This window comes from Cryobacterium sp. Hh38 (assembly GCF_004403235.1).
GTDB classification, from domain to species: domain Bacteria; phylum Actinomycetota; class Actinomycetes; order Actinomycetales; family Microbacteriaceae; genus Cryobacterium; species Cryobacterium levicorallinum.
In genome coordinates this window covers 1-21,866 of sequence record NZ_SOHD01000005.1, presented here as the reverse complement: position 1 = coordinate 21,866, position 21,866 = coordinate 1, and the positions used below count along the sequence as shown (strand labels likewise).

21 protein-coding genes, 1 tRNA gene and 2 pseudogenes are annotated in these 21,866 nt (G+C 62.0%); 15 read left to right on the top strand and 9 right to left on the bottom strand.

Annotated features, from left to right (window positions below; translation table 11 throughout):
* The 3 genes from E3T41_RS01950 to E3T41_RS01940 form a co-directional block, all read right to left on the bottom strand.
* Positions 1-1,464 (bottom strand): cryptochrome/photolyase family protein, encoded by a 1,464-nt coding sequence (locus E3T41_RS01950; RefSeq protein ID WP_092448444.1) that lies wholly within the window; start codon positions 1,462-1,464, stop codon positions 1-3.
* Between the two features lie 855 nt (positions 1,465-2,319).
* On the bottom strand, positions 2,320-2,481 hold the full coding sequence (locus tag E3T41_RS01945; protein WP_092448445.1) for a methionine/alanine import family NSS transporter small subunit: 162 nt from the start codon (positions 2,479-2,481) through the stop codon (positions 2,320-2,322).
* The gene (locus tag E3T41_RS01940; RefSeq protein WP_092448446.1) at positions 2,478-4,088 is read right to left on the bottom strand and encodes a sodium-dependent transporter; all 1,611 of its coding nucleotides are present in this window, start codon (positions 4,086-4,088) and stop codon (positions 2,478-2,480) included. Before E3T41_RS01940 ends, E3T41_RS01945 begins: the two co-directional genes overlap by 4 nt.
* A 402-nt stretch (positions 4,089-4,490) precedes the next feature.
* On the opposite strand from E3T41_RS01940, the pseudogene E3T41_RS01935 reads away from it, so the two are divergent.
* Positions 4,491-5,659 (top strand): annotated as a pseudogene (locus E3T41_RS01935) (IS256 family transposase).
* A gap of 104 nt (positions 5,660-5,763) precedes the next feature.
* On the opposite strand, the gene E3T41_RS01930 reads toward E3T41_RS01935, so the two are convergent.
* Positions 5,764-6,513, bottom strand: coding sequence for a DeoR/GlpR family DNA-binding transcription regulator (locus tag E3T41_RS01930; protein ID WP_092448447.1), 750 nt, complete (start codon positions 6,511-6,513; stop codon positions 5,764-5,766).
* A 401-nt stretch (positions 6,514-6,914) separates the two neighbouring features.
* Here E3T41_RS01930 and E3T41_RS01925 point away from each other — a divergent pair, with 401 nt between their 5' ends.
* The 7 genes from E3T41_RS01925 to E3T41_RS01895 all read left to right on the top strand — a co-directional run bounded on the left by E3T41_RS01925 (position 6,915) and on the right by E3T41_RS01895 (position 14,281).
* Complete coding sequence (locus E3T41_RS01925; RefSeq protein WP_092448448.1) at positions 6,915-7,949, top strand: autoinducer 2 ABC transporter substrate-binding protein; 1,035 nt, start codon at positions 6,915-6,917, stop codon at positions 7,947-7,949.
* Positions 7,950-8,094: 145 nt separating this feature from the next.
* Positions 8,095-9,534 carry a sugar ABC transporter ATP-binding protein gene (locus E3T41_RS01920; RefSeq protein ID WP_241990995.1) on the top strand — a complete coding sequence of 480 codons (1,440 nt, stop codon included), beginning with the start codon at positions 8,095-8,097 and terminating at the stop codon, positions 9,532-9,534.
* Between the two features lie 8 nt (positions 9,535-9,542).
* A complete protein-coding gene (locus E3T41_RS01915; RefSeq protein WP_370256892.1) occupies positions 9,543-10,580 on the top strand; it encodes an ABC transporter permease in 1,038 nt (345 codons plus the stop codon).
* Positions 10,577-11,713, top strand: a complete 1,137-nt coding sequence (locus tag E3T41_RS01910) for an ABC transporter permease (protein WP_241985394.1) — start codon at positions 10,577-10,579, stop codon at positions 11,711-11,713. The genes E3T41_RS01915 and E3T41_RS01910 overlap by 4 nt, the downstream gene beginning before the upstream one ends.
* Before the next feature lie 23 nt (positions 11,714-11,736).
* Positions 11,737-12,738, top strand: a complete 1,002-nt coding sequence (locus tag E3T41_RS01905) for a dihydroxyacetone kinase subunit DhaK (protein WP_170851528.1) — start codon at positions 11,737-11,739, stop codon at positions 12,736-12,738.
* A 5-nt stretch (positions 12,739-12,743) separates the two neighbouring features.
* Positions 12,744-13,394, top strand: a complete 651-nt coding sequence (locus E3T41_RS01900) for a DAK2 domain-containing protein (protein WP_092448451.1) — start codon at positions 12,744-12,746, stop codon at positions 13,392-13,394.
* Positions 13,391-14,281, top strand: coding sequence for an NAD(P)-dependent oxidoreductase (locus tag E3T41_RS01895; protein ID WP_134477075.1), 891 nt, complete (start codon positions 13,391-13,393; stop codon positions 14,279-14,281). Before E3T41_RS01900 ends, E3T41_RS01895 begins: the two co-directional genes overlap by 4 nt.
* A gap of 154 nt (positions 14,282-14,435) precedes the next feature.
* Here E3T41_RS01895 and E3T41_RS01890 read toward each other — a convergent pair whose 3' ends face one another.
* Positions 14,436-14,750 carry a GIY-YIG nuclease family protein gene (locus tag E3T41_RS01890; RefSeq protein ID WP_092448453.1) on the bottom strand — a complete coding sequence of 105 codons (315 nt, stop codon included), beginning with the start codon at positions 14,748-14,750 and terminating at the stop codon, positions 14,436-14,438.
* A 206-nt stretch (positions 14,751-14,956) separates the two neighbouring features.
* Here E3T41_RS01890 and E3T41_RS18720 point away from each other — a divergent pair, with 206 nt between their 5' ends.
* The 4 genes and pseudogenes from E3T41_RS18720 (at position 14,957) to E3T41_RS01880 (ending at position 16,513) form a co-directional block, all read left to right on the top strand.
* Entirely contained in the window at positions 14,957-15,538 is a 582-nt protein-coding gene (locus E3T41_RS18720; RefSeq protein WP_255455257.1) for a transposase, read from the top strand.
* A complete protein-coding gene (locus E3T41_RS18715) occupies positions 15,504-15,836 on the top strand; it encodes a hypothetical protein (RefSeq protein WP_370256889.1) in 333 nt (110 codons plus the stop codon). Before E3T41_RS18720 ends, E3T41_RS18715 begins: the two co-directional genes overlap by 35 nt.
* Positions 15,722-16,249: pseudogene (locus E3T41_RS18710) on the top strand (transposase); the annotation flags it as partial. The gene E3T41_RS18715 and the pseudogene E3T41_RS18710, both read left to right, overlap by 115 nt.
* A 69-nt stretch (positions 16,250-16,318) precedes the next feature.
* Positions 16,319-16,513 carry a hypothetical protein gene (locus tag E3T41_RS01880; protein WP_104131630.1) on the top strand — a complete coding sequence of 65 codons (195 nt, stop codon included), beginning with the start codon at positions 16,319-16,321 and terminating at the stop codon, positions 16,511-16,513.
* A gap of 319 nt (positions 16,514-16,832) precedes the next feature.
* Here the strand turns inward: E3T41_RS01880 and E3T41_RS01875 are convergent.
* Positions 16,833-16,905 (bottom strand) — tRNA-Arg (locus tag E3T41_RS01875).
* Positions 16,906-17,278: 373 nt separating this feature from the next.
* On the opposite strand from E3T41_RS01875, the gene E3T41_RS17760 reads away from it, so the two are divergent.
* A complete protein-coding gene (locus tag E3T41_RS17760; protein ID WP_158251556.1) occupies positions 17,279-17,443 on the top strand; it encodes a hypothetical protein in 165 nt (54 codons plus the stop codon).
* A 137-nt stretch (positions 17,444-17,580) separates the two neighbouring features.
* On the opposite strand, the gene E3T41_RS01870 is transcribed toward E3T41_RS17760, so the two are convergent.
* On the bottom strand, positions 17,581-17,784 hold the full coding sequence (locus tag E3T41_RS01870; protein WP_092453201.1) for a hypothetical protein: 204 nt from the start codon (positions 17,782-17,784) through the stop codon (positions 17,581-17,583).
* Between the two features lie 266 nt (positions 17,785-18,050).
* Between E3T41_RS01870 and E3T41_RS01865 the strand changes: the two genes are divergently transcribed.
* Positions 18,051-18,788, top strand: a complete 738-nt coding sequence (locus E3T41_RS01865; RefSeq protein ID WP_092453204.1) for a flavodoxin family protein — start codon at positions 18,051-18,053, stop codon at positions 18,786-18,788.
* A gap of 53 nt (positions 18,789-18,841) precedes the next feature.
* Positions 18,842-19,240 carry a DUF1294 domain-containing protein gene (locus tag E3T41_RS01860; protein ID WP_134477072.1) on the top strand — a complete coding sequence of 133 codons (399 nt, stop codon included), beginning with the start codon at positions 18,842-18,844 and terminating at the stop codon, positions 19,238-19,240.
* Here E3T41_RS01860 and E3T41_RS01855 read toward each other — a convergent pair.
* On the bottom strand, positions 19,227-19,796 hold the full coding sequence (locus E3T41_RS01855; RefSeq protein ID WP_104131628.1) for a hypothetical protein: 570 nt from the start codon (positions 19,794-19,796) through the stop codon (positions 19,227-19,229). The two genes, E3T41_RS01860 and E3T41_RS01855, sit on opposite strands and share 14 nt — an antisense overlap.
* A 364-nt stretch (positions 19,797-20,160) precedes the next feature.
* Positions 20,161-21,693 (bottom strand): plasmid pRiA4b ORF-3 family protein, encoded by a 1,533-nt coding sequence (locus tag E3T41_RS01850; RefSeq protein ID WP_134477069.1) that lies wholly within the window; start codon positions 21,691-21,693, stop codon positions 20,161-20,163.
* Positions 21,694-21,866 lie beyond the last annotated feature (173 nt).

The following is a 21,866-nucleotide window of genomic DNA, read 5'->3' as shown; positions in this document are numbered from 1 at the left end:
CTACCAGTCCGTGCGCGTGCGCTCCTGAGCCACAACCTCGTCGCGGTCCACAAGACGCCTCAGGCCGGCGAGCGGCTGGGCCATGCGGTGATTACCGCGGATGCGCGGCTCCACGCGATCCAGGAATGCCCAATATCCGGCCGTGAACGGGCAGGCCTCCGGACCCAGCCGAATTTTCGGATTGAACCGACAGCCCCCGCAGAAATCAGTCATCTTCGAGATATAGGCGCCACCGGCGGCGTAGGGCTTCGTCGCGACAATGCCGCCGTCGGCGTGCTGCGACATGCCGACAACATTGGCCGGCATGACCCACGGTGTTCCGTCGACGAAGGCATTGATAAACCAATCCGACAGTGCCGACGGTTCGTAGCCTCGCTGCAATGACCAGTTGCCCAGAATCATGAGGCGCTGAATATGATGCGCGTACCCGGTGCGGGAAACCTCATCGAGCACGTGGCTCAAGCACCGCGCTTCGACGGCGGCACCGTTCAATTCCAGAAACGCTGGCGGAAGCGGCTCGTGGGCTCCAAGAAAATTGCTCTCCGCGACGTAGTTCTCACCGAGGTGCCAGTACAGGTGCCAGACCCAGTCCCGCCAGCCCATGATTTGGCGCACCACGGCCTCGGCGCTGGGCAACGGAACCTGACCGGAGTGGTACGCCAGGACGACCGCGTCGATGACTTCCTGCGGATGCAGGAGGCCGAGGTTGAGTGGGACGCTCAACCTCGAGTGGGCCATCGTGCTATCCCCGATCAGCGAGGCATCCTCGAAGGGCCCGAAGTCCGACAGTCGCGTTTCGACGAAATCATCCAGCGCCGCGAGCGCTTCCTCGCGGGTGGCCGCAAATCGGCGCGGGCCATCCGCTCCGATCAAGTGCACTCGGCCCTCGGCGACGAGGCGGTCAAGGTCTCGGCGCACCTCCTCGTCGATGTCGTCTTCGACCGGGGCCCACGGGTCGGGCAGGCCGAGACTGGCCGCACGTTTCGGTGGCGGCTGTCGATTGTCGTGATCGAAGTTGAAGCGCCCGCCCTCCGGCTCAGGGCCACGCATAAGTGTGCCGGTGGTCGTGCGCACGTGGCGGTAGAACTGCTCCATCACAAGCCGGGATGCGGGCCGGCCGTCGGCCCAACTGGCGAAGTCCTGTTCGCTCGTCACGAAGCCTCGACTCGGCAGAACGGATGCGCCCAATTCTGCGACCAGCGCGCGTGCGCCCCACGAGGTGGGGTTGATCACCTCGAGATTACGGCCCTTGAGCACGTCCCGGTAGTGCTCGGCTCGCAGAAACTCTGCGCGATCACCCAACTCCCGCGCGCGGTGGCGAAGTGCGCTCAGGATGAGGTGGGCTTTAGCCCGGTGATACGTGCGTCGCCCCAGAACGGCAGCCGCCTCGACCAGCACAATGGGCCCACCGTCGTCGTAGTGGGGACCGAGCTGGTCGGCAAACAGAAAGCGCGGCAGGGACATGATGCCGATTCTATCCCCGCCGATAAAAGACACAAAGCACCCCGTCCGACACGTGGCGAACGGGGTTAAGCGGTGCGCCGGAAGGGATTCGAGCAGTGCTCCCGCCAACATCAAGAATCCAAGACCCACTGTCTTCGTCCATGTAAATACCGATACTGCCTTCCGTATTTTTATGAGTATGCGATGACGAACGTGGAGATAGTGTGGCGCACTTTGGCCGATGCCGCGCTGGACGGTCAACGGGACTGGGCCAGCATCCGGATATCGCTGGCGCAGCTTCTGTCGCGCCGTCCACCACAACCTGCGTGCCGACACGATGGTGTCAACGACCCTGCCCGCTACCCAAAACCTCTTTGACGACATCGAGGTCGACTACGTTCAACTCGGCATCTACCTGCTCTACGAATCTCAATTCGGCGCAAACTGCGCCCAAAGGTTGAAGTCTTCGCGGAATACCCCGATGAGCTCTCGTTCGGTGGAATACCCGTTGGGACCATCCTGCTGCCGTGATCCTCTACACGAGCAACGGTCTCTGCCGCGACGGGGACCTCAGCAGCAGGAACCTGTCGTGGCGGAGGGACAAAGCACGCCGCAGTCGAACCGCCCTCCCGGCCACCGAACAACGCAAATTTGTGGCATTGCGAACAGGTGGCTTAGGGGTCCGGGTGCCAAATTTTCGTCGCTTTCAGAAAATCTGCTCCTCACGGCCGTCGTCGCGCGAGCCCGCTTTCTCAAGCTCATACAAAGGTCGCCCGCTCCGGGCAGCGGGGCGTGCTGAAGAACTATCCGCGAACAGCCGATCTGGCGAACCGACTCAGCCGCGGGCAAATCAACGTCACTTTGCGGGTCACGAACCTACCGTCGTGGCGACACGGATGCGCCGTCGTGCAAAACAGCGTCGGCTTCCTCGTCGTCGATGGCTTCCGGATGCCGTTTGAGATTGAGCAGGGCCATCCCCAGCCCTCCCCATACGGCCAACAGAGCGATGATCATCATGACGATCGCGGAGGTACTCATGGGTTCTTCCTTTCCCCCGCTGAGGATCCGGATGCGGCGGTTTCGGGCAGGCGAGTTTCGCGATCCATGGTCTCATCCGCGGCGGATTTATTCGCATCGAGTTCGGCGTCCAGGATCGGTTCATGGATATTTTTCTCATAAGCGGCGGATCGATGACTCCACGGAATCTTCGAGAGCAGGTAGGCGATCAGCACCAAGGCAATCACCATGCCCCAGCCGAAGACGCCGACAAACCAGTCCGGTAAACCGCCGTAGCCCTCGCTGATCCTGGTGGTGACGGTGTCGATCAGGATGTAACCCAGGACCACCGGAGTGACACCGCCGATGAAAATCTGCCAACTGCGGCCCAGCTTAATCGAGGACGTTGCATTGATGTGTTCGCGCAGCCGGGGAAGAGCGCTGAACCCAGCGGACATCGCCACTACGGCCACCAGTGCGACGGCTACAATTCCGAAGCTATTGACAAAGGCATCGGTTACATCGAGCAGGTTCAGGCCCGTCGTCGTTGGAAACAGCAGGATCGATATCAGGGCAATAGGGATGCCGACGACCAGCACTGCCTTCACCCGCCGCCAGCCTAACTTGTCCTGAACGGCGGCAATGATGACTTCGACGATACTGATCAGCGACGTTAGACCGGCGAACACAAGCGAACCGAAGAACAGCACTCCCAACAGAACACCCGCCGGCGCCTGCGCAATGATGGTCGGGAACGCAATGAATGCCAGACCGATACCGCTGACAGCGACTTCGTCCACACCAACCCCGCTCGATGCCGCCATGAATCCCAAGGCCGCGAAGACCCCGATGCCGGCCAGCAGTTCGAAGCCGGAATTGGCGAAGCCGACGACGAACCCGGAACCGGTCAGATCGGTTTTTCGCCGCAGGTAGGAGGAATACGTGATCATGATCCCGAAGGCCACCGACAGTGAGAAGAAGATCTGCCCATAGGCAGCCACCCAGATAGAACTGTCACCGAGCCGGGTCCAGTCCGGCGTGAAAAACGCGTCCAGTCCGGTCCAGGCACCCTCAAGGAACAGCGCTTGGACGACCAGAATGAGGAACATGATCAACAGCAACGGCATAAACACGATGGAGGAGCGGGCAATTCCCTTTTGCACTCCCAAAGCGAGGATGGCGATAACCACGCCCCACACGAGAATCAGCGGAATGAGCACGGAGGGCACGAAGTCGAAGCCCAGGTTCACCTGATCGCTGACCTGGAGGAACTCGCCGGTAAAGAAACCCGCTGCGTCGTCGCCCCAAGCGGTGGTGAAGGAGAATATGAAGTACATGCCGGCCCAGGCAATGATCACCGCGTAGTACACAGCAATGACGAAACAGATTCCGACTTGCCACCAGCCAATGGCTTCGGCTTTGGGATGCAGTCTCCGCATTGCCAGCGGCGGTGACCCACGAAATCGGTGCCCGATGGCATAATCGAGGAAGAGTAGCGGTATTCCGGCAGTGAGCAAGGCGACCAGGTACGGGATAATGAACGCCCCGCCGCCGTTTTCGTAGGCAACGTAGGGGAAGCGCCAGATATTACCCAGTCCCACGGCGGACCCGATGGCAGCGAGAATGAACACTCTCCGCCCGGACCACATTTCACGTTCCGGCCGCGCACTCACAGTCGAGGGCGGTTGTTGTGTCTTTCCCAATGCACTCACAATTATGATCCTCGCTACAGAAACTCTTGGTAGGTAACCTTCTTCACGGTATCCCCGCCCCAGAAATCATGTCAAGACGCACGGCTACATTGATTCGTAGAATCATTCGAAAGAGAACCTCACATAAGTCGATATCTTCTGATTTCATTTCTCGTTATCGGTGTCACTGGCGCTTGCGAACGCGTAGTAATGCGTCTTTTACGGGAGGCTGAGTGGGACTGTCTCTTAAACGGTGTTGCCGGCCTGACGCGCTGGACGTGGGTCTGGCGGGTACGGTGCCGTGATGACGACACTTGATGCTGTGACGAAAAAACGAAATCTGAGCCGACCCGTGAGGCGGTGGCGGCGAAGGAATGGGTGCGCCTGGCTAAGGAGCAAGGCTTGGCCCTGGACGGTCCGAATGGGCTGCTGGGCCAGTTCACGAAAACATTTCTTGAGGCCGCGCTGAACGAGGAAATGACCGATCACCTTGGCCATGAAAAGAACCGTGCCCCGGACGAGCGCGACGACTCGAACGGGCGCAACGGGACTCGGCCCAAAACGGTGATGAGTCCCACGACAGGGCCGGTGACCATTCAGGTGCCCCGCGACATGGACGCCACGTTCACTCCGGTGATCGTGCCGAAACGACAACGCCGTTTGACCGGGGTCGATGAGATCGTGCTGTCGTTGTATGCCCGCGGCCTCACGACCGGGGAGATCAGCGCACGCTACAACCAGATCTATGGTGCGCAGGTATCGAAAGAGACCATTTCCCGCATCACGGACAAGGTGATCGCGGAGATGCAGACGTGGCAGGCACGCCCGTTGGACGGCGTCTACGCGGCGATCTACGCGGCCATCGGCGCGACTTTAGATGGCGATAAGGATATTCTCAGGTTGTGGGCCGGCACTGGCGGTGAGGGCGCCAAGTTCTGGATGTCTGTCCTGACCGATATCAAGAATCGTGGTGTGTCCGACACGTTCTTCCTGGTCTGTGACGGGTTGAAAGGATTGCCGAACGTTGTCGGGAACGTGTGGCCGTTGACACGGTGCAGACGTGCATCATTCACCTGATCTGGAACACGTTCACGCTCTCCGCCAAGAAGGGTTGGGATGCGATGAAACGAGCGGTGAAACCGATCTATACCGCTCCGACCGTTGACACGGCGCGGGCGGCGTTGGATGATCTGACCGAGATCTGGGGCAATAAATACGGTGCGATCATCCGGTTATGGGAATCGGCGTGGGAAGAGTTCACTCCGTTCTTGTCCTACGATCCCGAGATTCGTCAGGCGATCTGCTCCACCAATGCGATCGAGTCGCTTAACGCCCGGTACCGGCGGGCGGTGCGTGCTCGAGGGCATTTCCCCAGCGAGCAGGCCGCACTGAAATGCTTGTATCTGGTCACGCGAAGTCTCGACCCCATCGGTGAGGGCCGAGCTCGTTGGACGATGCGGTGGAAGCCAGCTCTCAACGCGTTCGCCATCACCTTCCGAGACCGCTGGCCGAACGCAGAAACCTACTAATGAAAAACGCCGGAAACACCGTTAACGAGACACTCCCGAAAAGCGTGCCGGCTCCTCGACCAGCGGGGCGGCGGCGACCAGCGGGCGGGGAGCTGCGGGCGGGGCTAAAGGGTGGGGTGCTTGGGGACTTGGATTATGGGGATAGGGAATTGGGAAGCGCGAAGGGGGTCGAGAAGGTCGTCGGTGATGCCGGCGGTGAAGTCTTTCACCTCGAGAACCTTGAAGAGTGCCTCGCGACCGAACTTGGAACTGTCAGCCACGAAGAAGGCCTCTTTGGCGATGGATCGCATCAGCCGTTTGAGCTCCACCTCGTAGCTGCTCGTGTGGTACAGCCCGTCGTCGCAGACGGTGTCTGCCCCAAACACGGCCACATCCACCCGCAGGTTGGAGAGCTGCAGCACGGAGGCGGGCCCCCACATTGTGTATACGTCGGGGAGCAGCTCGCCGCCGATGAACACCAGGTGCGCCGACCGCTTCTGCGCGATTTCCATGGCCACGGCCAGGTCGTTGGTCACCACAGTGAGGCGCCGTTTTGTAAGGTGACGGGCGACCTCGAGCGTGGTCGTTCCGCCATCGAGCAGCACAATCTGGCCGTCGAGAATGCGATCCGCCATGGCCTGCCCAATGGCCGACTTCTCGGCGTGGTGCAGCGGACCGGTGAACGTGTCGAAGGCATCCGCTGGCTCAACGGGAATGGCTCCGCCGTGTGTGCGCTGAATGAGCGACTTCGATTCGAGTCGTTCCAGGTCTCGCCGAATGGTGGAGGTGGTCACGGCAAAGTGCGTGGCGAGGCTGTTGACGGACTGGAACCCTTGAGCTTTGAGAATCTCGGCAATCTCTAGCTGTCTGGACATGCGTGTGGCTCCCCTGAGGTTGTTCTGACGAATGTTCGCTGCGCCATCATTCCACTGTAAACCTTCTGCGCGAAAACGCGCACATTTACGAATAAAAACGCGCAGACGAAGGTTTGTGAGATTTCTTTTCTCGTGATGGCATCCAGCGGCCTTGCTCGTGATCTGGCACGAATACATAGATGATCAGGATTTTTCATGCACTCAACCCGGCGGATGTGGCATTCGTGCGCGTAGAATTTGGTCACAGTACGCACACAATTGCGTGAAACTGCGCAAATTATGCTCGTTATCGCTTGACGTACCGTGCAGTTTGCGGATAAGTTCCTCGAAGAGCGCGCATCGCAAACGTGCCGCCCCCGATCGTGGCCGAGTCACGAAGCGTTTACAAAGGAGTTAACGGAATGAATCACAAGCACGCCCTTCGGGGCACGGCACTACTCGTCGGAGCCGCTCTCGCTCTCACCGGTTGCTCTTCAGTGGGCAGCGTTGCAAGCGGATCGAGCTCCACGCCGGCCGCTGACGACATGGTGATGGTCACGGTCGTGAAGGCCCAAACCATCCCGTGGTTTCAGCGCATGGAGGTGGGCGTCAAGTCCTTCGCCGACCGCACCGGGATCGATGCACGTCAGGAGGGCGCCGACGACGTGAGCCCCGAGAAGCAGGTGCAGATCGTTCAGGACCTCATTGCGCAGCAACCCACGGCCATCACCGTGGTGCCCAACTCGCCCGAGGCGCTCAGCTCGGTGCTGAAGCAGGCACGGGACCAGGGAATCATCGTGGTCTCGCACGAGGCAACGGGCATCGAAAACGTGGACATCGACATTGAGGCGTTTGACAACCCCTCCTACGGTTCCGAGATCATGGACAACCTCGCCGAGTGCATGGGTGACACGGGTGAGTACGTGCAGTTCGTGGGTGGACTGACGGCCAAGACCCACATGGAGTGGGTGGGTGCCGCCTACGACAACCAGCAGGCGAACTTCCCGAACATGACGCGCGTGGAAACGCCGATCGAAAGCACGGATGACCAGGGCACGGCCTACGAGCGAGCTAAGGAAGTTCTGGCCAAGTACCCGAACATCGCTGGCTTCCAGGGATCGGCCGGAAACGACGTTCCCGGCATCGCCCGCGCCGTGCAGGAAGCCGGCCTCGAAGACCAGGTGTGCGTGATGGGAACCTCCATCCCCTCGGTCGCCAACCAGTACCTGGCCGACGGCTCCATCGACAAGATCTTCTTCTGGGATCCTGCTCTCGCCGGTGAAGCACAGCTGGCCATCGCCTTGATCCTCGCCGACGGTGGAACCATCGAAGACGGCACCGACCTCGGCATTGAGGGCTACAACTCGCTCAAGAAGCTGGACGGCTACGACAACGTCTTCGTCGGTGCTGCTTCGGTAGCAGCTGACGCGGCCACGGCGGCCAAGTACAACTTCTAAGTAGTTCGACCGGCTGGGGTGTGCACGATACACGTGCACACCCCAGCGCTCTGGTGAGAAAGGTAGTGCTGTGGATTCCACGACGATTGCTTCGACGACAACCCCGTTCGTTTCGGCACGAGGAATTAATAAGAGTTTCGGGGGCGTGCCCGCACTCAGAGATGTGTCCATCGATCTGATTCCCGGCGAGGTGCACTGTCTCGCCGGCGAGAACGGCTGTGGCAAATCCACCCTGATCAAGATCATTTCGGGCGCCGAGCGCCCCGACTCCGGTGAAATCATCATTGATGGTGTCTCGTTCGACCACATCAATGCGCATGCGGCCATTCAGGGCGGCATCCAGGTGATCTACCAAGACTTTTCGCTCTTTCCCAACCTGACCGTGGCCGAGAACATCGTGCTCACGGCCGAGGTGGCCGGCCGGCGGCGCCTGTATTCGGCCCGCTCCGTGCGGCCCCGTGCGGCGGCCATCATTCAGGAACTCGATCTGGACCTCGATCTGGACCGCGAAGTGGGCTCCCTGTCGGTGGCCGACAAGCAGCTCACCGCCATCTGCCGCGCACTCGTGAACGATGCGCGCGCCATCATCATGGACGAGCCCACCACGGCCCTCACTCACACCGAAGTCAGTCGACTCTTCGCTCTCGTAGAGCGCCTGCGCGCCCGGGGCGTCGCGTTGATGTTTGTCTCGCACAAGCTCGAAGAGGTGCTCGCCATCTCCCAACGGCTCACCATCATGCGCTCGGGTCAACGCGTCGTGAGCGGTCCGACATCCGATTTCGATCAGCGATCCATTTCACACCACATGACCGGGCGTCAGGTTGATGAATCCCGGGTGGTAAGTGAGCTCGATGCCTCCGCACCGCTCGCTCTCGAAGTCAGCAACCTGTCTCTGGCCGGTGCGTTTCGTGACATCTCCTTCCAACTGCGCCGCGGCGAAATCCTCGGCGTCACGGGTCTGCTGGGATCGGGCCGCACCGAGATTGCGGAGGCGCTCTTTGGCGTGACGCCCGCCGACGCGGGGGAGATTCGGGTGGGCGGTGAGGTGGCGACCATTCGCACCATTCAAGACGCCGTTCGGGCCGGAATCGGTTACGTACCCGAAGACCGCCTGTCCCAGGGGTTGTTCCTGAACAAGTCCATTGCCGACAACATCGTGGCCGCCTCACTCAACTCCCACCGCACCCGGTGGGGGATGCTGAGCCGCACCGCAACCGCGGCCACCATCAAACGCTTCTTTACGGGGCTGAAGATTAACGCCCCCCACGCAGAAGCACCCGTTCGAACGCTGTCGGGCGGAAACGCCCAGCGCGTGGTTCTCGCCAAGTGGTTGGCCACGGCCCCCACCGTGCTCATGCTGAACGGCCCCACTGTGGGTGTCGACATCGGCTCGAAGGAAGAGATTCTGGAGTTGCTGCGCGGTGAGGCGGCCACGGGCATGTCGGTGATCATCATCTCTGATGACGCCCCGGAACTCGTGGCGTCATGCCACCGCGTGTTGGTGATTCGAAATGGTCGACTCACCCACGTTCTCGACGGAGATCAAATCTCTGTCGACACCATTCAAGAGCGGATGTCGGCCTAATGGATCTCGTGCGCAAACTCCGCGGCACCAACAACGAAGGCGTCCTCGCCCTGGTGCTCCTCGGGCTCATTGTGGCGATGTCGATCGCCAACCCCACATTCTTTACCCTGAACACCGGGTTCTCCATCTTGAGAAGCTCCATCGTTCCAGTGATCTTTGCCCTCGGCGTTCTGATCGTGGTGATTACCGGCGGCATCGATGTGTCCTTCGCCGCGATCGCCATCTTTGCCGGCTACTCCACGGTGACGTTCTGTCTGAGCGCCGGCTTCGACCCGGGTTTGCCCGGCATCTTCCTCATCGCCATTGCGGTGGGAGCGGCACTGGGGCTCATCAACGGCGTGGTCATTGCCCGGTTCAACCTGCCCACGCTGATTGTGACCCTCGGCACCCAGGGGATCTTCTTCGGCGCGATGTACACCTACGTGGGAGCCACCTACTACGCCGACCTGCCCAAATCGATGGCCGACCTCGCCACAAGCAACCTGTTCGACATCACCACCGACATTGGGCGGGCCTACCTGCACGTGCTGGTTGTTCCCGTTCTGGTGCTGTGCTTGGCCGTGGGGTGGATGTTGAAGCGCACCATGTTCGGGCGTTCCCTCTATGCCATCGGCGGCGACATTGAAGCTGCCCGCCGCGCCGGGTTTCAGGTGAAGCGCACACAGATCTCGGTGTACATGCTGGTCGGTGCACTCGCCGCGATCGCGGGTGTCATTCATATTGTGCTGAGTCGCAGCGCCAATCCCCGTGACCTGGTGGGTGGAGAACTCGACATCATCGCCGCCGTGATTCTCGGTGGTGCAGCCATCTTCGGTGGTCGCGGTTCGGTGACCGGCACCGTGCTCGGGGTTCTCCTCGTGCAGGTGATCAAGAACAGCCTGCTGCTCGTGGGCGTGCCGAGCGCCTGGCTGCGCACCGCCGTAGGCGTGTTGCTCGTCGTGGGTGTGGGTATCCAGGCCATTGCCGCGAGACGGGACGCCCGACGCATGCGCGTGATTCAGGACCTCGACACGGAGCAGAAGACAGAGCAGGAGATGGCCTCATGACGCCGACAACAGACAAGCGCGCCAGGGCATCCGCTCCGAACCCCCCGCCGCTGCGCAACCTCAATGATCAGCTGGGGCGCTTCACGAGACGCCTCGTGCGCCCCGGCGGCGCTCAACGGGGAGCCGGCCGCATGGTGGCGGCGCTCCTGCTCGCCATGGCCCTCTTCACGTTTCTGAACCCGCGGGTGTTTTTGAGCCCGATCAACCTGCAGAACATTGCCGTTGCCGCTCCCGAAATTGGCATCATTGCCATCGCGATGATGCTGGTGATGCTCACCGGCGGTATTGACTTGTCTCTCGTGGCCATTGCCAACTTCTCAGCCATCACCATCTCGACCCTGCATACGGCCATTGCCGCCACGAACCCGGATCTGGCGAACAGCCTCGGGTTTCTGATTGTGCTGGCCGGGATCGTGGCGGGGATGCTCGGGGGAGCCTTTAACGGATTCCTGGTGAGCGTGGTGGGGATTACGCCCATTCTGGCCACGTTGGCCACCATGCAGATCTACAACGGGATCGCGATCGTGTGGACCGGCGGGTCGACCCTCTACGGGGCGCCGACGGTGCTGGGCGCCATCGGTCAAGCCGCGCTCGCCAACGTTCCGGTGCTGTTCATCATTTTCGTGATCACGGCCATTCTGGTGGCGGTGCTCGTGAACCGCACGGCGCTGGGTCGCATGATTCAGCTGGAGGGCGCCAACCCCGTGGCAGCGCGCTACTCGGCCATCCCGACGCGCGCCGTGCTCATGAAGACCTACACCGTGGGCGGCATGCTCGCGGGCCTGGCTGGTGTGCTGTTTCTGGCGCGCAACCCCACCGCATCCGCTGATTACGGCTCGTCGTACGTTCTGCTGGTGATTGTGATCGCGGTGCTCGGAGGCACGAATCCCACCGGCGGCTTTGCCTCGGTTTTCGGCGTTGTGCTGGCCACCCTCACCCTGCAGGTGGTGTCGAGCGGATTCACCGCCATTCGACTCTCGTCGTATGAGTACGCCATCGCCCAGGGTGTGATCCTCATTGCGGTCATGATTCTTGACTCGGTTATGTCAACGCGAACGAGACGACCCCACAAGACCATCCCTCCGACTGGTGTTGCGACGCCGACGTCTGACACTTCCCTGATACGAACCTGAGCTGGAAAAGGACCAAGATACACATGAAAAAGATAATCAATGAGCCGAGCGCCTTCGTGGACGAGTTCGTCGAGGGCATCCTGCTGGCTCACCCCCGCCTTCTCAAAACCCCGGGAGAAGACCGACGCGTGCTGGTGCGAGCGGATGCGCCCGTCGCCGGCAAGGTAGGCATCGTCACGGGTGGCGGTTCCGGACACCTTCCCCTCTTCAAGGGCTACGTGGGCCGCGGCCTGTGTGACGGCGTGGCGATTGGAAACGTGTTCTCGTCACCCTCGTCCGCTCAGGTGCTCGAAGCGACCAAAGCCGTGAGCGGCGGGGCTGGAGTGCTCTACCTCTACGGCAACTACGGCGGCGACGTGTTCAACTTCGACCTCGCAACCGACATGGCGGAACTGGAAGGAATCGCCACGCTCACCGCGGTGGGCCGTGACGACGTGGCGAGCCAGCCCAAGGAACGCGCGGCAGACCGCCGCGGCGTGGCCGGGATCATGTTCGCCTTCAAGGCCGCCGGCGCTGCTGCCGAGCGGGGAGATTCCCTCGAGCAGGTTGCGGCGGTGGCGGAAGACATCATCAACAACACCGCCACCATGGGCATTGGCCTGTCGCCGACGATTCTGCCCACCACGGGCAAGGCGAGCTTCGACCTCGATGACGGTGAGATGGAGGTGGGCATCGGCATCCACGGGGAACCCGGTTTTCATCGTGGAGCCGTGGAAACAGCCGACCGAATCGCGGAAACCCTGATGGAACGCCTCGTTGCCGACCTTGGAATTACCGCGGGCGCCCGCGTGGCCGTGCTCGTGAACGGCATGGGAGCGACACCGCTCGAGGAGCTGTACCTGCTCTTTCGCCGCGTGCACCAGCTGCTCACCGAGCAGGGAATCACCATCGACAAGAACTACATCGGTGAATATGCCACCAGCCTGGAAATGTCCGGAGCCTCCATCTCGCTGCTCGCGCTGAACGACGAGCGCCTCGCTCTGCTCAACGCGCCAGCGGAATCCCCATTCTTCAAGGAAGCGTGACACCCATGAACGGAAACGACCTCAGTACCGCAATTCGCAATTGCCTCGGGGAGTTCACCAGTTATTCGGACGAACTCGGCGAGCTTGACCGTGCCCTCGGCGATGGTGACCTCGGTATCACCGTGTCGCTCGGAGCCGCAGCCGTGGAAGAGGCCCTGGCCGTGCTTCCGGCCGACTCGACTCCCGCCGAGGTGGTGCTGGCCTGCGCCAAGGCGTTCGCCAACGCGAACCCGTCCACCATGGCTGCTCTGGTAGCCGGTGCACTGCTGGCCGGCTCGAAAGTGTGGGGTGCCTCCACCTCGCTCGCCGATGGCCAGATTGGTGCCTTCGCGGTGGCCGCGGCGGAATCGATCAGCCAGCGAGGCAAGTCGAAGATCGGCGACAAGACCATTCTTGATGCCATGTTCCCGGCCGCAGACGCCCTGGTGAACGCTGCGGCGGGCGAGAGTGCCCTCGACGCGGCGATCAACGCCGCCGAAGCGGGAGTAATCGCATCAAAGGAACTGCAGTCCCGTCGAGGCCGTGCCTCATGGCTGCAGGAGCGCAGCATTGGGCTGCAGGATCCGGGCGCCACAGCATTCCTTCGTTTCTTACAGTCCTGGAAAGCCACGAACACCCCGGCAGCGCTCATCACAGCAGGAGAGAACACAAAATGACCACGATCGCATTCCTCGGCCTCGGAACCATGGGGCTCGGCATGGTGAAAAATCTGCTCGCTGCTTCTCACACCGTGACGGTATGGAACCGTTCGGCGGCTCCGGTGGCAGAAGCGGTTGCCGCGGGCGCCACCGCTGCCCCGAGCGCCGCTGCCGCCGTGGCGGGGGCCGACATCGTCATGTATTGTCTGAGCAATGACGCCGCCGTTCGCGCGGTGGTGCTCGGCGAGGGTGGTTTGGCTTCCGTCGTGGAGACCAGCTCGATCATAATTGACCTGTCGACCATCAGCCCCGAGGTGAGTGCGGCTGAGCGTACGGCGTACGACGCGCGCGGCGTCCGCTTTCTCGATGCACCCGTTTTCGGTTCCCGCGGTGAGGCCAACAGTGGCGGACTGTGGATCGTGGCGGGCGGTGACGCGGACGTGTTTGCGGAGGCGGCGCACGTGTTCGAGCCGATCAGTGAGACGGTGCATCTGATGGGCCCCGGCGGCTCGGGAGTGCGCATGAAGCTCGTGGGCAACCTGGTGGTGGCCTCGCAGCTGCTGGCACTGGGGGAGTCGCTCGCGCTCGCCGCGAAGGCGGGGCTGGATCTGCCGAAGGTGCTTGAGGTGCTGAAGGTGACCGATTTTCGGTCGCCGATCTTTGATGGCGTCGGCCCGGCGGTCCTTGCCGACGACTACGCGCCGTCATTTGCACTGAAGCTGATGCAGAAAGACGTGGGCCTGATTCAGGACTTTGCGGCGGGACTCGGGGTAGCCGTACCCAGTGTCACCGCCGCAGCACACTATGTGGATGCTGCCGTGGACGCGGGGTGGTCGGAGGAGAACGCATCTGCTCTGATCAAGGCGCTCGCCGCCGAGTCGGGCGTGTCCCTGGCCCGCGGCTAGCGGCTGCTCGCCCTCCTCGCGCGGCTCATGAGGTCTCGAGGCGCCGGCGAGGTGCGTGCCGCTGGTTGAGCGCGAGCGTGCGAGCAGTCAAAACCTGGTGAGCCGACCTCGAGACGCCGGGGAAGTGCGTTCCGGCTCCTCGACCAGCGGGGGGCTACTCAGGCTCGGACGGCGACGCGTCGGGCCGGGTCTTGCTGGAGCGCACGCTGAGGATGGGAAGATCGCTGAGTCTGCTCTCGATCAGGGCAATGCGTTTTGCGCGGCTCCAGCCTTGGACCTGCTTTTCGCGGGCGTAAGCATCTGCTATGTGAGAGCACTCTTCGAGGTAGACGAGCCTGACGGGTCGGCGGCGTTTTGTGTACGCGGCGCCCTCGCCGGCGTTGTGCTGCCAGAGGCGGCGGTCGATGTCCCAGGTGCTGCCCACATAGAAGGAGCCATCGTGGCATTCGAGGATGCACATGTAAGGCATGCGGCGATCGTGGCACGGGGTGCGGCCATGGTGGGGGTTATGCACAGGAGGATTGTTGGCTCGCGGTGTCTCTGTAATGGTTGTAGCTGGTCTGGTTATCAGCTGGCAGGCTGGTCATGATTCGTGTGGGCTGCGTGACTCTTTTGGTCTCTGACTGAACCGTCCCTGATTTCCTGCCGCTTTCTTTCTGGTGAAAGGATTCGGATATGCCCAAGAAACACCCAACAGAGGTTCGCGAACGAGCGGTCCGCATGACTCTTGATCGTTTGAAGGATTACCCGTCAATGTGGCCCGCGTGCCGTGACCTGGCCCCCAAGCTCAACATCGGCGCCGAGACGCTCCGGAAGTGGGTCACCCAGGCGCAGACCAACGCCGGCGAACGCACCGGGCCCACGACCGAGGAGCTCGAGGAAATCAAACGCCTCAAGCGCGAGAACCGTGACCTGCGCGAGACGAACGACATCCTCAAAGCAGCCGCGTCTTTCTTGAGCTCAGGGAGCTCGACCCTCGCAACCGTCCCTAGTCGCTTTCATCGTCCAGATGAAGGCGAACGGCCATGGAGTCGAGTTGACGTGCGGCGTCCTGCGCGAGCAGGGCGTCGCTGTCACTTCACGGTCATGTCGGGCATGGAAGACCCGCGCCGCCGCCGCGCAAGTTCAGAGCGACGCGGTCCTCGTCGACCATCTCAAAGCATTGAAAGTGCGAGACGTCCAGGGTCGTCAGCAACCCGAGATCCTCTATGGTCGGAGGAAGATGACGGCGTGGCTTCGCCGCGCCGGGTTCGCTGACGTGTCCAAGCACACGTTCGACCGTTTGATGCGCCTCGAGGGCATGAACGGCCTCGTCCGGGGCCGGAAACCCCGGGCGTCGGCCTCGACCGGCAAGGACTCACCTCAAGCCCCTGACCTACTCAAACGAAACTTCAGTGCACCCCGGCCGAACCACAGCTGGGTAACGGATTTCACGTACGTGCCGACGTGGGCGGCTTCGTCTACGTGGCATTCGCAATCGACCTGTACTCTCGTGCGATCGTGGGCTGGCATGCGTCAACGGTCAAAGACACACCGTTCGTTGAGGTCTGTTTGAATATGGCGCTCTGGCGCCGCGACCATGCCGGCCACGCCATACGGCCCGGTTTGATACATCACAGCGATGCCGGATCTCAATACACATCGATTAAATTCACCGAGACTGTCGCTCTGGAAGGCCTCGTCGCCTCGAGCGGAACCATCGGCGACGCCTACGATAACGCGGCCGCGGAGACGGTCATGGGGCTTTACAAGAACGAGGCCGTGGCAAAGACCTCACCATTCGTGGCGGGCCCATTGAAGACCCTCGCTGACGTCGAAAAGCTCACCTTCGACTGGCTGGATTGGTACAACAATCGGCGCCTGCACAGCGCACTCGGGAACATGCCGCCCGAAGAATATGAACGCAACTACGACGCTGAAACAAACGGCCCGATAAATATCGAAGCCGCCAACAAAACGGCGGCATGAAACCCGGGACGGTTCAACACTCAGGAGCGGGAAACAACACAGAGATACTGGATGTGACTCTGGTGCGGGGTGACCCAAATCACTGTCAGCGGAACAGTTATTCAGTTGCCCAAGAGTTTCGATGGCGGCCCCAACGCTCGGCACCAAGGCAAGACGAAGACACCTCGCTCGCGCCGCACCGTCGATGTGCCGGACTGGATTGCGGACAGACTCCTCACGTTGCCGCGCAGCGGCGAACTAATCTTCTCCACGTCGAGCGGCTAGGCGTACAGCCCGAAGAATGTTGCGCGTGCCTGGCGATTCGTTTGCGCGACCGCCGAAATGTCTGGACTCGTCACGCACGAGCTGCGCAAAACTGCCGCCACAGTGACTAGCGAGGATAAGGGCTCGCAAACAGCGGCCGATTTGCCCGGGCATGCCAGTGACACGCTGACCAAGGAGAGTTATATCAGTTGCCCGAAGTCAGTGACGGGGGCCCGCGACGCACTGGCTACGTTATTCAAAGCGGGACAATAGCGGGACCTTACCCAACGAGAAAACCCCGTCCACCAAGCTAAAAGTCTGATGAGACGGGGTTTATCTGTGCGCCCGAAGGGATTCGAACCCCCAACCTTCTGATCCGTAGTCAGATGCTCTATCCGTTGAGCTACGAGCGCATGTCGATTCCGCGAACTTTAACGCCCCGAGATCACTTGAAAACTATACCAGCTATCGAGACCTCCCCGCGCCGCGCGGGCATGCCCGGCCACGCACGAGACACCCTTTTGGAGTTTTTAACGCCTTTTAAGCGGTCATCGCGTTTTGAGATTTCTGGGGATGACACCGATTCGTTGGCGCTTCTCAAATAAGAAAGTAATTACCGAAGTCTCTATCTCCCATAAGGGTGGGTGTGTCTCATGGACGAAATAATTTCGGTATTGCGTGGGCACATCCTGCGACTGGCCCTGCTTCGCACCGGCGTCGCCTTGCTGTGCGCCGCTGTCACCCTGCTGCTCGGCGCTCTGTCGCCAGGCTCCGGCGATACAGCGGATGCCGCACCCGCGCCTCACCTCGATCGCGACAGCGCTGCTTTCCGGGCTTCCCACCGAGATAGACAGCGTGGCGGGCAACGTCGTCGCGTTTCCCGGCGCTGCGCCGGTAACGCCCATCGTGGCTGCGGTCGCCGCTCCTGTCGCGCACGTCACTCTGCCGTAGTTACATGGACCAGCCTCAACTCCGGCGGTGGCCACACGACCGGCGCGGCATCCGATCTTCCGTCGGGAGCCTCTCGCTCATCGGCATCTGCGCGGCCAACGCCGCCGAGGCACACGGCATGCCCGGAGCCGGCTGAATCATCTAGGCAGCCAGATCATCAGCGACGTGTCCGCAACGATCACACTCAGCGACAGTGCCGGGAGAATATTCGGTGATTCCTCAGCCAGCAAACCGTTCTCAACAACCAGCACAATTCCGGCTGCCTCGACATTGGTCTTGTTTCGCGGCACCGATGCAGCCTCGGTGAGCACCGGCAACTCCTCGCCCGCAGCGTTGAACATGACACCGCTCTTCGGCTCGACTCTGGACAGTGCTGGGACCAACGCGTTGCCCCTCTTGGTCCTGATCCTGCTGCTGGACCTGGCCGGTCTCGGCCTGGTCCTGCGACGCGCGGCGGGACGACGCGGGCTACTGACCCAGTAGCGGGCAGCATCCGCTGATATCAGCCGGGCGCTTCGGCTTTCAGGTCGCAGCGCCGGCTGTTGCGCGCCATCGACGGTAAAGTCAACCCCTGTTATCGGCCTCGGCCGGGTGATTTACTCATTGGGTGAATGAAACCAGCCGCGCCGACACGGCAGCCTTTGACTACTCCGACCTGCGCGCCATCTTCATCAATTGCACCCTGAAACGCAGTCCCGAGGTGAGCAACACCCAGGGCATCGTCGATCTCAGCGCTCGAATCATGCGGGAGCAGGGCGTGCAGGTCAACCTGATTCGCGCCATCGACCATGACATTGCCACCGGAGTTTACCCGGACATGACCGAACACGGCTGGCCAACGGATGCCTGGCCGTCCCTGTTCGAGGCGGTGCAGGCCGCCGACATTCTCGTGCTGGCCGGGCCGATCTGGCTCGGCGACAACGGCTCGGTGACCAAACGCATCGTGGAACGACTCTACGCCCACTCGGGCGAATTCAACGAGAAGGGCCAGTACATCTTCTATGGCAAGGTCGGCGGCGCCATCATCACCGGCAACGAAGACGGCGTGAAACACTGCACGTCGAACCTGCTCTACAGCCTGCAGCACATTGGCTATTCGATTCCGCCCGCCGCCGATTCCGGCTGGATCGGCGAAATCGGTCCAGGCCCGAGTTACCTCGACGAGGGGTCTGGCGGTCCGCAGAACGACTTCACCAACCGCAACACAACGTTCATGAGCTGGAACCTCATGCACCTCGCCTCGATCCTGAAGCAGAACGGCGGCATCCCGGCGTACGGCAACCTGCGCCAGGACTGGGACAGCGGCGAACGCTTCGGATTTGAACCGAATCCGGAATATCGGTAGCCGTCAATTCGAAAACTCGATAGTTCCGGAAACCGGGTTGGTAAAATGAGGTCATGGTTGACGCCTGCTCTCGCCGGGACCGCGGCAGCTATCTCGCGATTGCCGGCTTCGCGGTGGTCTGCCTGGGCGTCGGCTGGTACTGGTCGCTGCCGCTGTGGGTGGCCGGTCTGTATCTGGCGGCGAGCCTGGTCTGCTTCGTGCTCTACCTCGTGGACAAACGCCGGGCCCGCACCGCACGCCGGCGGGTATCGGAGCGAACGCTTCTGCTCTGGGGATTGGTCGGCGGTTGGCCGGGCGCAATCGTGGCACAGCAAATTGTTCGGCACAAGACGCAGAAGACGCGTTTTCGCCGCGCGTTCTGGCTCACGGTCGTCGTCAACGTTGGGCTGTTCGTCACACTGAGCTCACCGGCATTCGACGAAGTGCTCGGCCAGCTGTTCAGTATTCGTTGAATTCTTCCCCGGTTTCAGCCTCGTGCTTGGCCTTCAAAATGGCCAGGTTGATCAGCACAAACGCTTCCAGGCGCTCGTTACGATGCTCGGCGTAGTCGGGTTCACGTTGATCGACGGCCAGTTCGATGAGCTTCGATGAGACGGCCGAGCTGACCTCTTCACTCGCCGACCGTTGAGCACTCGCAACGATGCGTCCCACCTGGTCGTCATCATCGGCCACGGCGTCGAGGGCCAGAGCCAGCCGCTCGTGCACCCGCAAGCGCAGGGCGAACTGCTTGAGGTCGTGTCGTTGGTCGTCGGTCAGGCTCAGCCGCCATTTCATTGACGCGAGGTCCTTGCTCATCCGGCTGACCCGCCGGGCGTACTCCTCGTTTTGCCGGGCCAGGTGGCGCAGCTCACTGCGGGCATCGGCGGCGTACCGCGCGGCGTCGTAGTCGTCGTGCTCGCGGAGCGCGCCAACGATGATGTCGTTCTTCACCGCCATGCGCACGGCCGACACCGCGATCAGCAGGCCCTCATCGACGGTGCGTTCGAGGTCGGGCAGCTCAGCGTTCACGTCGGGTTCTCTGACGTTCGCGTGAGCGTCAGCACGACGCCGGGACCGGTTCCAAATGATTGCGCCACCACTTCCTCGTGCAGGTGACTTCCATTTTATCGAAGGAACTGGTCCGTGCCGTGCGCGGATTGTGTGAGTCCTACCGTCCATCTGGTCGATGTCCTCGGTGCTGACGTGAGCCGCACACCGATGCGTGGGGCCGTCATTCACCCTGAACGAAAGGGCGATGCGTGCGGTGGAGTGCGGTGAACGCATGGGAATCCGGTTAGGCATGAGTGTCGCCCTCAGCCTTGCAACGCTCCTCCTGGCCGGGCTGGGTCGTTCCAGACGGTGTTGAGCAGGTCCATTCGCGAGAATCTCGGGCTCACGTCCAGCGGGTGAGCGCGGCACGCGCAAGCTGCCGTGCGGCATCCGTTTCGAGTCCGTGCGAGACCGACCCGCTCGGCGGAAGCAGGCTGCCCGTTCCAGCCCAGCCGAGCACCCGTCGGGTGTCTGACGCGTCGCTTAGCGCGGAGTCGTTGCCGTAGCGCCCTCGCCCGCCAAAAGTCCAGCCCACCATTGAGGTGAGCAGATCGAGCGACTCGCGGAGGCGATCCCAAGAGCGGGCTTCACCGGCGGCCACGAGCATCAGGAGGAGCAATGCGCTGTCCCGGCCGTCATCACTGCGCTCGAGCGGAAGGCGGGCCGCGAGGTATTGCCACAGCTCCACCGGAGCATCGCGCAGCTGCGCACCCCGCTTGGTCAGCAGCAGGTCGCCCCGGAATTTGCGCACCAAGCCGAGCTGCGCAGCCGTCTCCCGCAGAAACAGCAGCGGGTAGGTTTGCAACTCCCGGTTCGCCTCGCCCCGCCAGATCTTCTCTGTATCGAGCTCTTCCATCAGCGCCCGGACGCGCGCGGGAGGGAGATACCCGGCACTGGTCAAACGGATTCCGCCGCCCACGTTCCCCAGGAATGTCCGGATCACCGCGGTGGCCGTCGCGGCCTCGGCCTCATCGATCGGCGTCGGCTCCACCACGTCTGCGGACGCGAGGTAGCCAGCGAGGTGACGCTGCGCGTCCGGACTCACTCCCGCGAAGAGGATGTCCAGCTTGGAAGGCGTGCCGCCCGAGGAAGTGTGGCGGCGCAGCCAGCCGAGTGCGGCGTCCGACCCCGCCAGCCGTTCCAGACCCCGGTTGATTTCGGCGAGATCGATCTCGTCGACGAACCGGTGCAAGCCCATCTCGAAGGCGATCTCCCGTTGCTCCGGATAGTCAGGTGGCGTCGTTCCCGCAGCCACGGCAAGAAGGTGTTCCCAGCCGTAAATCCCGCCCACGTCTTCGACCGGCCCCCGGCGGCGACCGTCGACACAGCGCACGGCGGCATCCGTCACCGCCTGCTGCGGCAGGACGTCTTCAAGTTTGATGGTGTGGTCCCAGTCGTCACCGAAATCATAGGTATAGCGGAGCCAGTCATTCTTCTTCGCCAAGAGCTGATCGAGACGCAGCTCGCTTTCCAGCACGCCCTCGTCGCCCTCCTCAACGTCGTAAGGGGTGAGGATCCCCTGCGTCTCGTGACTGTGGCGGTCTGTGGCGAGCGCGAATCGGTGCAAGTGGCTGTTGGTCCAGCCGAACGCGGTCTGCAGCACGTCGTGCAGAACGTCGAGGGTCAGGTTCGACGGCAACGTGAGTCGCCGCCAGATCGGCGGGTGTGAATCGGCGAGGTCGACGCGGAGGCGGAACAGAACCGGAGTGTCAGGTGGTGTCAGCAGTGGGAGCGGCTTGAGCGGTGCATCCACGAACGCAAGGGCTGAGTCGTCGGGCGAACCCGAGCCGGCCGTGAAGGCGTCAAACCGCGCCTTGAAGTCAGCGAAGTCGGTCACGTTCTCGGAACTCTCGTCATGGTTGGGCGGTGTCGTCATATCGACAGGATATTTGAACTTGCTCAGGACCCTAAAACGGTTGGGGGTTGGTCCCGTCGGTGTTCCAGGTGGTGTTCCAGGGGTCACTCAGGGGTTCGTCTGGTGGGGATGGTGCCGGTGGTGGCGTTTCGGTTTGCTGCAGGTGCGGACTGATGCGGGTGGCGGGGTCGGTG